Below are 14,231 nucleotides of genomic sequence, written 5' to 3' on the forward strand. Positions count from 1 at the left end.
AAAATGACAGCAAATCCATTTGAATGGTGAGCTGAAACCTTCTATTTTTCATATTACCTCAACAAAAAAACCTCACATGTCCACTAAATATATCTTCGTAACGGGCGGAGTTACATCTTCTCTCGGAAAAGGAATCATTTGTGCATCGCTAGGGCGACTTCTTGTTGCCCGTGGTCTAAAAGTCACCGTCCAAAAATTGGATCCATACATCAATGTGGATCCCGGAACAATGAATCCCTATGAGCATGGAGAAGTGTATGTGACCGAAGACGGGGCAGAGACGGACCTTGATCTGGGACACTACGAACGCTTTTTGGATATTAAGACATCCCAGGAAAATAATGTGACGACCGGCCGTATTTATAATGATGTAATTTCTAAAGAACGGCGTGGTGAATATCTCGGGAAAACTGTTCAGGTGATTCCGCATATTACCGATGAGATTAAATCACACATATTGGCACTGGGTGAATCGGGTGATTATGATGTGGTAATCACCGAAATTGGAGGTACGGTTGGTGATATTGAGAGTTTGCCATACATCGAAGCAGTGCGGCAGCTGCGCTATGATGTTGGACGGGAAAATACACTTTCCATTCATCTGACGCTGGTGCCTTATCTTTCTGCAGCACGCGAACTCAAGACAAAGCCAACACAGCATTCTGTTAAAACTTTGTCTGAAAGTGGATTGCAGGCGGATATTATCGTGGCGCGGTCGGAGTATGAGCTGGACGAAACAATCCGCAAGAAAATAGCACAATTCTGTAATGTCGAAATTCAGGATGTGATCGCCTCGCTTGATGCAGACAGCATTTACCAGGTCCCGCTGCTGATGCAGGGTGAAGGATTGGACGAGCGGGTGATTACAAAATTAAAACTCGATACCAATGAGCCCGATCTTGAACAGTGGATCGATTTTGTTGAGGCTGTTCGTAATCCGTCGGTAGAAATAACGATTGCTCTGGTGGGCAAATATGTTGAGCATCACGATGCGTACAAGTCGATTGTGGAAGCATTCATACATGCAGGCGCAGTAAACGATTGCAAGGTTAATATACGCTGGATTCAGTCGGATGACTTGTCGAAAGATAATATAAAGAAGAAGCTGGATAATGTATCGGGCATTTTGGTAGCGCCGGGTTTTGGTGCGCGCGGCATCGATGGTAAATTGGCGGCAGCCAACTACGCCCGTAAAAATGATATTCCTTACTTTGGAATTTGTCTGGGGATGCAGTGTGCTGTTATAGAATTTGCCCGCAATGTTTGCGGATGGGAAGATGCCAACAGCTCGGAGTTTGATGAAGATACAGAGTATCCCATTATTGATTTGATGCCTGACCAAAAGGATATTGAGGATAAAGGCGGCACTATGCGCTTGGGACAATACGACTGTAAAGTCAAAAAAGATTCCAAGACATACGAAGCATATGGTGAAGAGCTTTTTAAAGAGCGCCACCGGCATCGTTATGAGGTAAATAATAATTTGCGGTATAAGCTTGTTGAAGAGGGTATGGAGCTTGTCGGGTTTAATCCCGAACGCGATCTGGTTGAAATTATCGAGCTGCCCGATCATCCATGGTTTGTAGGCGTGCAGTTTCATCCGGAATTATGCTCTACGGTGAAAAATCCCCAACCGCTTTTTGTGGATTTTGTGAAAGCCAGCCTCCGACATGCTAAAAATCACGATCTGAATATTCCCATCAAAAGAACAAAAGCAGTTGTAAACTAGGATAATGATATGGCCGATGGATCATCTTTTCGGGATAAGCTGCGCGTACGTGTATGCGGATTACTTATTAAAGATGATGCCATTTTGCTGGCCCAAATTCATTCACCGGTCGTCGATGATCTTGTGTGGACACCTCCCGGCGGCGGATTGCAATTCGGGGAACATCTGAAGGATTGTCTGAAACGGGAATTTGCCGAAGAAACCAATCTGCAGGTTGCCGTTCGGGATCTTGTACATATTAATGAACTCGTAGAGGATCCCTATCACGCGGTAGAGTTTTATTTTGAAGTCACTGGCATTACGGGAGAAGAACCCAAAAAAGGCAGAGATCCGGAACTTTCGTGGGACCAACAACTGCTGCATGATTTAAAGTGGGTTCCGCTTAATCAATTAGATAAGTTAGAGTTTGCTCCTGAAAGCCTGTTGCCCAAAATAGAAAATTGGGACCAGAGATCGACATTCAGCGTATTCTAATTTTATTACAGAATTGCGGGAATCTATATTTCATTCCGCTCATATAATCTATACATTTAGGTTCTAAATTATTAATAAACACGAGGTTATGAATAATTATTTTACAACTGTTCTGCTGGTGTTAATACTTGGTTTCATAGGATTTTCCTGTCAAGATAGTGATCAGTCTCAAAAAACAATTATTCAAAATGTAACTGGCTATACGTTTTATGATGGGGATCTGAAAAAGTTTTCGGCTATTGCTTTTGAAGGTGGTAAAGTTATTGATGTATATAATGATACCACATTCGAGGCAAGTGATGATGCCGAAGTGATTGATGCAGAAGGCAAGGTTATGCTGCCTGGATTGATCGACGCTCATGCTCATGTTATGGGACTTGGATTCCAGGAGATTAATGTAAATTTAGCTGGAAGTCAGTCGCTTGATGAAGCCCAGCAACGTGTAGAGCAATATGCCTCGGAGTATCCTGATTTAAATTGGGTACAAGGGCGCGGATGGAATCATACTCACTGGGAAATTGGTCGTTTCCCGACAGCCAGCGAGTTAGATGAAGTGGTTAGTGAGCGGCCAGTTTGGCTGAGCCGTGTTGATGGTCATGCCGGTTGGGCAAATACAAAAGCTATGGAGATGGCTGGCATTACGGCTGATACTGAGGATCCTGAAGGCGGAAAAATTATTCGTGATGAAAATGGTGAGCCTACAGGGGTGTTCGTGGATGGAGCTATGAGTCTTATCGAGTCTGAAATTGCTGATCCGAGTCCTGAAGAACAGCGTGTGGCATTTCAGCAGTCCCTGCAACAGATGCGCAGCCATGGATTGACAAGTGTACACGATGCGGGTGTTGGGCAAGATACCTGGAATCTTTATACAAATTTTGCCGATCAGGACAGTCTGACTACCCGCATATATGGAATGATAAGCGGTGCTGGAGAAACTTTTGATTCTCTTTCTGTAGATGGTCCCATAGAGTCTTATAAAGATGATTTGCTTGCGCTTCGTAGTGTCAAGCTTTATGCGGATGGAGCTTTAGGCAGCCGTGGTGCGGCCATGATTGAGCCTTACAGCGATGAACCCGGCAATCGAGGCTTGTTATTTAATGATCAGGATGAGATGAATCAGATGGTCCTCAAAACCATGTCATCAGGATTTCAGACCAATATCCATGCTATCGGGGATCGCGCTAATCGCCAGGCACTAAATGCTTTTGAAAATGCTAAAGATAGTTTGGGAGATCAGGGACTGCGAAATCGTATTGAGCATGCTCAAATAGTACATCCCGATGATATTTCCCGCTTTAAAGAACTGGATATTATTGCTTCAATGCAGCCTACACACGCCACCAGCGACATGAATATGGCTGAAGACCGGGTGGGTCCGGAACGGATTAAAGGTGGTTATGCCTGGCAGACATTTTTAGACCAGGGTACAGTAGTAGCTTCAGGTTCGGATTTTCCGGTAGAGGATGTAAATCCTTTTTATGGATTGTATTCCGCCGTAACGCGTCAGGACCATGAAGGGAATCCAGAAGGGGGCTGGTATCCTTCGGAAAGCATGTCCCGAGAGCAAGCCCTCAGATCTTTTACCATTGATGCAGCTTATGCCGCCCATCAAGAAGATGTTTTGGGCAGCCTTGAACCCGGAAAATGGGCCGATTTCATTCTTGTGGATCGCGATTTTTTTGAAGTTCCGGCCATTGAAATCTGGCAAACCAAGGTTCTCGAAACATGGTTGGCTGGTGAAAAGGTTTATGCAGCAGAATAGAAATAACAGATGATATTTTAATGAAAGTTCGCCTGGAACAGCTTAACCCTACAATTGGGGATATAAACGGGAATGTGGAGTTGATAACAGATGCTCTGACTAGTGCCGAGGCCGATGACATTGATTTGCTGGTGCTGGCGGAGCTTGTTGTTTGTGGCTATTCCCCGATGGATTTGCTGGAAAGACCAGCGTTTTTACAGGCTGTTTATGATGCAAATGTCGAAATAACGGAGCAAACCAATGAAACTGCTTTGCTTTTCGGCACGATAACTCCCAATTCCGGAGCGGGGCGCAAATGTTTTAACAGTGCACTTTTGGCCCAGCACGGTGAGATAATTGCGAAAGTCAATAAAACGCTGCTGCCGACCTATGATGTATATGATGAGCACCGCTATTTTGAACCAGGTGAATCTTTTTCATGCGTTGAATTTAAGGGTCGAAAGCTAGGTATCACTGTTTGCGAAGACATTTGGCATAACTTCGAACTTCCGTATTTGAGTTATGAGGTTAATCCGGTGGACGAGCTGGCGAATCAGGGAGCGGAAGCTATCTTTAATCTTTCGGCTTCGCCTTACTCCCGTAACAAACCAAGTGACAGGCTGCGCATGTTGCAACACCATTGTAAAAAACATGAGCTTCCTGTTTTTTATACCAATCAGGTGGGAGCCAATACGGAACTGGTATCTGACGGTGATTCGCTTGTTCTAAACAGTCGTGGGGAAGTTATTAATCGGGCTCCGCTTTTCGAGAGTTCATCTATTGATGTGGATTGGCAGAGGGGAGATGAAACATTCCCCCATACAGAAAAATCTCTGTCTGAGATCCCCAAAAAAACAGAACAGATGTTTCGTGCTTTGGTTTTGGGGTTGCGGGATTACCTGCGCAAAACAGGTGTTGCTGATGGTGTAGTGTTGGGATTAAGCGGTGGAATTGATTCAGCCCTGGCTGCAACAATTGCTGCCGAAGCCTTGGGGAGCGAAAATGTGGTCGGTATTACGATGCCTTCTGAGTTTTCGTCGGAAGGGAGCATCACTGATTCTGAAAAGTTAGCCGAAAATCTGGGAATTGAGCTTCATGAGTTGCCAATAAAAGAAGCTTATGAGCAGTTTAATAATATTTTGCAGCCGCTTTTTGAAGGAACGGATTTTGGAGTCGCCGAAGAAAATTTACAGCCGCGTATACGCGGCACATTACTGATGGCCTATTCTAACAAATTTGGCCATATGTTGCTGAATACGGGAAATAAATCGGAACTGGCGACGGGCTATGCTACTCTCTACGGGGATATGGCGGGAGGACTGGCAGTGATATCCGATCTGTATAAGACTGAGGTTTATGAGATGGCCCGCTGGCTGAATGAAGAATATTTTGAGGATGAAGTCATCCCTCGGGCAGTTATAGACAAGCCGCCGAGCGCCGAACTGCGTCCAAACCAGAAAGATGCTGATACATTACCAAATTATAATGTGCTTGATCCTATTCTAAAGGCTTATATTGAAGAACAGCTTTCGAATCAGGATATCATCGATCGGGGTTTTGATGCTTCTGTGGTACGTAAAATAACAGCCATGGTAGACAGAATGGAATATAAGCGATTTCAGGCTGCACCGGGCTTAAAAGTTAGTGCAAAGGCTTTTGGAACCGGTCGCCGCTGGCCATTGGTTCAAAAGTGGACTAAAAACAGGTAATATTAATATTTTTTAATAAATTGTTGCTTTTGTTGTAGTATATCTTTTACAATCGGGGTACAATAAATTCTGGAAATCCTAAATTTCAAAATTCTAACGGAAAAAACTCTATGCTTAATCAGGTACAGCTAATGCTAGTTCTCATCTTTATTGTTGGATTGGCTCCGGCATTTGCTCAACAACAGGATACCACAGAAATACAACTTGAAGAGGTAGAAATGCCGGCAAAACTCCTGCCTTATAATAATCCGATGGTGGCAGAAGATGAAGATTTTGTACCGGATGATTCAAGTCCACAGCAAGAACTGGATGATTTTCAGAAAGATATAATGCAGCGTATCGCCAATATTTATCGTACCCATGTTAATGCAATCGAGGCACAGGTTCAGGATGACCCTCTTAGTGCCGAACAGCATATTACCGATGCGTTAAATTCGCTGCAGGATTTGTTGGATACTTATCCCGAGGTTCAGTCTAACAGACGTTTTAGTGAGCTCTACCGCTCGGTAATGACCGAGTATCGGGAGTTTTATGGTATCAGAGACTCATCTAAACAGGTGGAGGGAGAGATTTTTGCCATTCAGAAAGAGCTGTATTCCGGAGAAGATGACTGGATGAATGAAGGATATGTTTTGCCTGAAAACATTACCACAACCAAAACGGAGGTGCCGCTGGTACAAAATCGCCAGGTAAATCGGCACTTAATGTATTACACGCTCAAGCGTCCTGAAGTAATGGAGGAATGGCTGAAACGCTCAAAGCGCTATTTTCCGATGATGCGTAAAATATTTGAAGAAGAAGATGTGCCAACTGAGCTCATTCACTTGGCTATGGTAGAGAGCGGACTCAACCCACAAGCACGTAGCTGGGCTTCAGCCGTGGGAATGTGGCAGTTCATACGTGCTACCGGTTCGATGTATGGTCTGGAAGTAAATTGGTGGATTGATGAGCGGCGCGATCCCGAAAAAGCCACACGCGCCGCAGCTCGTCATTTGAAGGATTTATATAATATTTGGGGCGATTGGCATTTGGCGATAGCAAACTACAATATCAGTCCGAGAGGATTAAAACGTGCCATTCGTTCTGCTGGCGAAGAGGACTATTGGAAGGCACTTCCGTATTTACCGAGAGAAACACAGGGTTATGTTCCCGGTTTTATCGCTGCCACTATGATTGATATGAATCCCGAGAAATTTGGATTCAAAGAACATTATGAAAATGAAGAATATGGTTATGATGTTTTTGAAGTAGACCCCTTAATGCCGCTGGATGAATTGGCAAAAGCCGCTGGTATCAGCACTGAGAAGTTGAAGGAATATAATCCTGAACTTTTACGTTGGGCTACGCCTCCGTCAAATAAGTATCCGTTAAAGCTACCTGCTGGTACGAAAGAGCAATTTGCACAGAATTACAAAGATATACCCAAAGAAAAACGCAGTCAGAATGTAGCTATGCATACGGTGAGCCAGGGCGAAACATTGGGTTATATAGCCAGAAAATACGGGACATCGGTCAGAGCACTTCATGAGACCAATGAAAGTTTGTCGAGTACGATTTATCCGGGACAGAAAATAGTTGTTCCATTGGCTCCCGGCAGTAGTGAACAGATTGCTGTGAATAGGCCAACACATCAGCCGCGGGGTCAGACGTCGCGTAATCGATCTTCCAAAGCAAAAGCCCCCTCGAACAGTACAAAAATCACTTATAAGGTTAAGAATGGAGATACCATTGGTCACATTGCTGAATGGTATGATGTTCGATCCTGGCAAATTCGATCATGGAATAATTCCTCAAATACCATTCGTCCCGGAGAGTCGTTAACTATATATGTTCCGGAATCTAAATCTGAGTATTATAAACAAATCAATTCGATGTCGTTTAGTAAGAAGCAGCAAATTGAACGTGAACAGCGTTCTGGCAAAGATGTAACAGAGGCTTATTTGGCATCTGCTGATGATACAGGTAGTGGCAGTGCAACTGCTGGGACATCATCATATACTGTACAACCGAATGATACATTGATAAAAATTGCTCAGTCTTTTGGTATGTCCGTTGAACAGCTGAAGCAGCTTAATAACTTGAACGGTTCTCGGATCTATGTCGGACAGGAGCTGCGAGTAAAATAACAGACAGCAGAGAAGTTTATGAGTGCGATGAGGAAATGTATAATTGCCGGCTTGCTGGTGGTGACATCGCTGGCAGTGGCGGGTTTTGTCCGCAATCCGGATATCTATTTCCTCATCAAGAAGAACTTCACCATATTTAGTGAAGTGTATCGCGAAGTTTCCCTCCATTATGTGGATGAAGTGGATCCCGAAAAGTTGATGCGTAAAGGTATCAACGCCATGCTTGAGTCGCTTGATCCATATACGGTGATGATTGATGAAGCCGAGAAGCAAAATATGGAGATAATGACGCGGGGCAGTTATGGCGGTGTGGGATTGGATGTCGGATATAGAGGCGGAAAAATTGTAGTTATAGCACCTATTGAGGGGTATTCAGCCCATCAAAAGGGTATCCGTTCCGGAGATATTATCACAGGAGTTGATGGTGTTGAAGTTGACAATATGACACCTGAAGAGGTGCAAAATCTTACAACTGGTGAACCCGGAACACAGGTTACCCTCTCTATTGAGCGGTATGGCATTGATCATCCAATAAGTTTTGAGCTGGAGCGCCAGCACATTGAGGTAAATAATGTTGCTTATTCCGGATTTGTGGGAGATAACCAGGATGTGGGTTATATATTGCTGAATCGCTTTTCACAGAATGCAGCTGATGAAATACGGCAGGAGCTGGAGAATCTTCAATCACAAAAAGAGCTTACGGGGTTGATTCTTGATTTAAGAAATAATCCCGGAGGATTGCTTGATGAGGCCGTAGCTACCGTAGATAAATTTGTGCCACAGGGAAAAATGGTAGTGGAAACACGTGGACGTTTGAGCCAGCACAATAATATATTTAGAACTGAAGAAACCCCATTAGTTCCCGATCTACCACTTGTTGTTCTGCAAAATGGTGGCAGTGCCAGTGCTTCGGAAATTGTGGCCGGTGCTATGCAAGATATGGACCGGGGTGTTGTCATGGGAGAACAAAGTTTTGGGAAAGGCTTGGTGCAAGTCGTACGTTCACTTTCATATAACACAGCACTAAAGCTTACTGCTTCCAGATATTACATTCCCAGCGGGCGCAGTATTCAGTCTGTCAGCTATCTACATGATGAAGAGAATACAGCAATATCCAAGCCTGATTCTTTAAAGAAAGCTTTTGAAACAAGTAACGGACGTGTAGTTTATGATGGGGATGGTATTGCACCCGATGTTGAAGTGTCTGCTGAAAAACCATCTCTGCTTCAGACTTCATTGATGCAAAAGAATATGTTTTTTGAATATGCCAATTATTTTGCTGCCAATAATGATACATTGATCGAAAAAATGGGTTCTGAAAAGCTGTACAATGACTTTTTGTCTTTTGTTGAGGATCGGGATTTCAATTACGAAACGCCCTCAGAAAGATATTTGGCAAAAATTGATTCTTCATTCAAGAAAACAGATTTAGAGGCTAATAATCATATAGAAGCACTGGAACAAAATATTCAAGAATATAAGAAGCAGGCATTTTCAGAAGAACGAGATGAGCTTGAAAAGAAATTGTATCTGGAACTTATTGCTCGTTATAAAGGACAAAAAGGGCAGACAGAGGCATCACTACCTCATGATTCCTTTGTAAACGAGGCTGTCAGTCTGCTTTATGATTCTAATCGATATAATAATATTTTGTCCGCTTCGAATTAACCCATGGCTAAAGCAGATCTCCATATTCACACCACAGCTTCTGATGGACATTCTACGCCAACAGAAATTGTACAAAGTGCCCGCGAGCATAAATTAGATGTTATTTCAATCACCGATCACGATACTATTCGCGGATATCTGGAAGCACGAGAAGTTGCTGAAGAGTATGGTGTAAGAATTTTGCCAGGCGTCGAGATCACTGCCGACTTCAATGGACGTGAATGTCATTTGCTGGCTTATTGCTTTGATCCCCGAAACCAGAAGTTTAAGCAGATGATGGCCGAACATTATCATTCACGTATAGAGCGCGCGAAATGGATTATCAATGAGCTTTCTAAAGAAGGACTCGAGCTTACCGTTGAAGAAGTTAAAGCTGAGGCCAACGGTGGAATTTTAGCACGTCCGCACATCGCTTCGGTACTTATTGATAAGGGATATGTGGCTTCATTTAAGGAAGCTTTTATCAGATATTTGAGCGATGAATCACTGGGTGAAATCCATAATGAATATCATTCTCACAGAAAGGTAATAGAAACAGTCAAAGAAGCAGGAGGGGCGGTTGTAATTGCTCATCCAGGTAATATTTTTAGTGAGGATGAGCTTGAAGCCTTGGTTGATGATGGGGTAGATGGCATTGAGTTTATTCATCCCAGCCATGATTACAGCACACAAAAGTATATTGAAGAGTTTGCTAAAAAGCATAATTTATTGAAAACTGGTGGCAGCGATTTTCACGGCGGAAATAAGGAGTATAAAAAGTTTTTTGGAGTGGCAACGATTAATACCAAATTTGTAGATCGTCTTGAGCGCATGACCCAGAAGCGTAAAAAAATTGAAGCAAGTTTATGAGTCATACAATTATTGAGGGAAATAGTGAGGATACATCGTTTAAAATTGGAATTGTTGTTGCTAAGTGGAACTCTTTTATAACAGATGAGTTATTGAAGGGAGCTTTGCAGACTTTGCAAAATAAAGGATTTAAAGATGAACAAATTATCGTAGCTCGTTGCCCCGGAGCTTATGAAATTCCTTTTACAACGAATCGACTTTTGCCCAAGGTTGATGGTATTATAACGCTGGGAGCCATTATTCGTGGCGAAACTCCACATTTCCATTATGTTTGTGACGCCGCTAATCGTGGAGTTACGGATTTAAATTTGGTGGGAAATAAGCCGGTGGTGTTTGGCGTTTTAACTACAGATACTGTAGAGCAGGCCCGGGAACGTAGCGGCCTCAAAGGGGATAGAGGTAATAAAGGAGCAGAAGCCACGTTGGCCCTCTTGGAAATGCTTACACTGACAAGAGAAATTGATCAATTATAAGCTTATAAGTTTGATATAACGAGTATAATACTCTAATATTGATAGCTTAACAAAACACGGATACTAGCATTGAAACCAATTTCGCTGACAAATAACGCACAGGAAGATAGCGATAAGGAATCGCAGGCTATGCTGACAGAGCAAGGTCAGATTCCTGAACATATCGCTATTATTATGGATGGCAACGGCCGATGGGCCAAAAGTCGTGGTAATATTCGCTCTTACGGTCATAAAGCTGGTGTAGATTCGGTGAGAGATATAACCGAGGCTTGTGCTCAAATTGGTGTCAAATATCTTACATTATATGCTTTTTCAACAGAAAACTGGGGGCGCCCGAAAATGGAAGTAAACGCATTGATGCGTTTACTAGCCAGTTCGCTCCGAAAAGAGGCCGATAATCTTAATGAGAATAACATTAAGCTCGAAACGATCGGACAAATTGACCGTTTTCCTGAACGATGCCAGCGCGAATTACGCGAAGCCATAGAACTTACAGAAGATAATGATCGGTTGCATTTATGTCTGGCATTAAGCTATTCAGGACGTTGGGATATTACAGAAGCAGTTAAAAAGCTGGCCCACCAGGTAAAAGAGGGCGAAGTTGACCCGGAAGATATCGATGATGAACTGATCAGTGCTCATTTGTCAACGGCAGACATTCCCGATCCAGAGCTGATTATTCGTACCAGCGGTGAATATCGGATCAGTAACTTTTTACTGTGGCAGCTTGCATATTCTGAATTATATATTACCGAGACTTATTGGCCCGATTTTCGGCGGGATGAATTATATAAAGCTATCCAATCTTTTCAACAACGAGAACGGAGATTTGGAAAACTTTCTGAGAAAAATCAAAAGAATTCACCAAGTCTATACGTTCAAGAGCTGACATCCTAACCTTCATACAAATAACCTAAAGCTCATTTTGTTTCAAGGATTAACCCACGTGAAGAAATTATTTTTTGTTCTATTTGTATTTTGCTTTATAAGCAGTCCACTCTTAGCACAAGAAGTTACTTCAGATTCCACCTCTTCGATTGATATTCACAACCCGATGAATGCAATGCCTCAGCAATTTGAGGTATTGGGTGTTGAGGTGGAAGGACTTACCACTTCTCGAGAGGAGTTTGTCGTTGGAACAAGCGGTTTGCAGCCGGGTAGCGAAATTACTATTCCGGGTGAAGATCTTGGGCGTGCCATTAAGAGTTTACATCGAACCGGCTTGTTTTCGAATGTTGAAATTTTGGAGACCGGGCGGGAAGGTAATGGCATTTACTTAAAAATTGTTGTGCAGGAACAACCGCGGCTTGAAGAATATGAAATTAACGGAGTAAAAAGATCACAGCGGAGTGATCTGCGTGACAGAATCACGCTTATTAGAGGATATGCTGTTACGGAATCGTCCATAGCGCAGGCGATCAATACGATCGAGCGATACTATGAAGATGAAGGCTACTGGTTTACAGAGGTTGATGTTTCAAGAGCGTTAACCGATTCTGCACGTAATCGTGTCACCGTCAATTTTGATGTTGATCCCGGTGAACGCCTTGAGGTAAAAGAAATTACCTTCGACGGTAATGAACAGTTCAGCGACAAAGAACTGCGCAAAGCACTGGGAGAAATAAAGGAAGATCGCTGGTGGAAGTTTTTCTCTAAGAAATTGTTCAAAGAAGAAGATTTTGAGACGGCTAAAGATAATCTGCGGGATTTTTACGGCGAACACGGTTTTCTGGATTTCAGGATAATGAGTGATACCGTTTATACTTTTCCTTACACGCAGCGCCGTCTTCTTTTTCTAACTAATGATGCACAGGGCCTCAAAGTGAATTTAGAAGTATCTGAAGGGCCACAATACAAGGTGCGCGAAATTAACTGGGATGGTAATTCGGTTTATACAGACGATGAGCTGACTCAGACTCTTGGATTTGAGAAAGGTGAAGTTTTCAATCAGAAGAAATTTGAAACACGTCTACACCAAAATCAGTCTGGTCCTGATGTAACCAGCCTGTATCAAAATATTGGATACCTGTTTTTTAGAGCTGATCCCCAGATGGAAATGGTAGCAGAAGATTCGGTTGATCTCAATATCCGAATAACGGAGGATGAAATTGCCCATGTGAGAGAGGTTTCATTTGAAGGAAACACCAAAACACATGATGATGTTGTGCGTCGAACGCTGCGAACGGTTCCCGGTCAAAAGTATAACCGAGAGGCTATCATTCGCACAATACGTGAACTTGGTCAGTTGGGATATTTCCGTCCTGAGGCTATAACGCCGGATCTCTCTCCCAATCGTGAAGATAATACTGTTGACATTAATTATATCCTTGATGAGTCACAGAGTACAGACAATTTTGAGTTTTCCGGTGGGTTCGGAGGACAAGGTATCGGGCTTATTTTATCAGCCAAGCTCAATTTCAATAACTTTTCAATGCAACGTGCCATTCGGGGAGAAGGCTGGAATCCCATTCCTTCCGGTGACGGACAAAAACTGTCGCTTGGAGTACAGGTGACGGGAAGCGGTTATCAGAGCTATAGCTTGGGCTTTCAGGAGCCATGGCTGGGTGGTAAACCTTTATCCCTGGGTGTGAATACCAGTTATGACTTAATAAGCTATCGAGGCAGTTCACAGCGCAATGAGTTGCTTTCAAGTAGTGTGTCACTTGGACGTCGTCTGAATTGGCCCGACGACTATTTTACACACCGATCGGTGCTCTCATATCAATTGTATGATGTGGCTGGCGGAGCCTCATTTTTGGCAGAGGGTACCTCCAGCATTTTGAGTATCAAGCAGGTTTTGGAGCGTAACTCAACAGATAATCCTATTTCTCCTTCTACCGGTTCAAAGATAAGTTTATCAGGCGAACTTGCGCCTCCACTGCCAGGTTTTTCACAGTTTTATAAGTTGAAATCAAGTTACCAGAATCATACCACTGTTGCTGGAAAACTGGTTCTGACCAATACGGTAGAGTACGGCTATCTGGGATATCTCATAGAAGGACAGAGAAGTAATTTCCAGCGTTTTAAACTGGGCGGTACACAGTTACAGCAACGACAAAGTTTTCTGGATGATAATATTGATCTCCGCGGTTTCCCCGGTGGCCAAAATGGATCTATATCCCCGATTCAGGATGGTGAAGCGGTTGGTGGACGTTTATATACCAAATACTCACTTGAATTACGCTACCCCGCTATTACTGAAGAGCAGGCTCAGGTTTATCCGTACCTTTTTATGGATGCGGGTAATTCTTATTTAGAACCGTCAGAATTTGCTCCATTTGATGTAAAACGTGCCGTAGGTGTGGGAACCCGAATATATTTACCTATTCTTGGACTGGTTGATCTTAGTTATGGCTATCGTCTGGATGGTATTGATCTGCCGGGAGTACAAAATGATGTTCAACCCGGTGAATGGCAGTTCTTGTTTAATATTGGTGCACCATTTTAATGATAAAAGGGGCT

Annotated in this window: 10 protein-coding genes; all 10 read left to right on the forward strand. The window is 43.2% G+C overall.

The genetic code is table 11. The features are described from left to right. The first annotated feature begins 76 nt into the window (after positions 1 to 76). The 10 genes from pyrG to bamA all read left to right on the forward strand — a co-directional run bounded on the left by pyrG (position 77) and on the right by bamA (position 14,217). A complete protein-coding gene (gene pyrG, locus ACT3ID_RS12140) occupies positions 77 to 1,729 on the forward strand; it encodes a CTP synthase (protein ID WP_491542310.1) in 1,653 nt (550 codons plus the stop codon). 9 nt (positions 1,730 to 1,738) lie between these two features. Next, positions 1,739 to 2,203 carry an NUDIX domain-containing protein gene (locus tag ACT3ID_RS12145; RefSeq protein WP_491542311.1) on the forward strand — a complete coding sequence of 155 codons (465 nt, stop codon included), beginning with the start codon at positions 1,739 to 1,741 and terminating at the stop codon, positions 2,201 to 2,203. 88 nt (positions 2,204 to 2,291) lie between these two features. Continuing rightward, entirely contained in the window at positions 2,292 to 3,965 is a 1,674-nt protein-coding gene (locus ACT3ID_RS12150; RefSeq protein ID WP_491542312.1) for an amidohydrolase, read from the forward strand. Between the two features lie 20 nt (positions 3,966 to 3,985). Further along, entirely contained in the window at positions 3,986 to 5,653 is a 1,668-nt protein-coding gene (locus tag ACT3ID_RS12155; RefSeq protein WP_491542313.1) for an NAD+ synthase, read from the forward strand. A 131-nt stretch (positions 5,654 to 5,784) separates the two neighbouring features. Next, entirely contained in the window at positions 5,785 to 7,779 is a 1,995-nt protein-coding gene (locus ACT3ID_RS12160; RefSeq protein WP_491542314.1) for a LysM peptidoglycan-binding domain-containing protein, read from the forward strand. Between the two features lie 18 nt (positions 7,780 to 7,797). Continuing rightward, positions 7,798 to 9,447, forward strand: a complete 1,650-nt coding sequence (locus ACT3ID_RS12165) for a S41 family peptidase (RefSeq protein WP_491542315.1) — start codon at positions 7,798 to 7,800, stop codon at positions 9,445 to 9,447. 3 nt (positions 9,448 to 9,450) lie between these two features. Next, positions 9,451 to 10,296, forward strand: coding sequence for a PHP domain-containing protein (locus ACT3ID_RS12170; RefSeq protein WP_491542316.1), 846 nt, complete (start codon positions 9,451 to 9,453; stop codon positions 10,294 to 10,296). Further along, positions 10,293 to 10,769 (forward strand): 6,7-dimethyl-8-ribityllumazine synthase, encoded by a 477-nt coding sequence (ribH, locus tag ACT3ID_RS12175; protein WP_491542317.1) that lies wholly within the window; start codon positions 10,293 to 10,295, stop codon positions 10,767 to 10,769. The genes ACT3ID_RS12170 and ribH overlap by 4 nt, the downstream gene beginning before the upstream one ends. Before the next feature lie 69 nt (positions 10,770 to 10,838). After that, a complete protein-coding gene (uppS, locus tag ACT3ID_RS12180) occupies positions 10,839 to 11,666 on the forward strand; it encodes an undecaprenyl pyrophosphate synthase (protein ID WP_491542318.1) in 828 nt (275 codons plus the stop codon). A 166-nt stretch (positions 11,667 to 11,832) separates the two neighbouring features. Continuing rightward, positions 11,833 to 14,217, forward strand: coding sequence for an outer membrane protein assembly factor BamA (gene bamA / locus ACT3ID_RS12185; protein ID WP_491542319.1), 2,385 nt, complete (start codon positions 11,833 to 11,835; stop codon positions 14,215 to 14,217). Positions 14,218 to 14,231: the final 14 nt, after the last annotated feature.

It is taken from the genome of Fodinibius sp. GM108 (assembly GCF_058386985.1).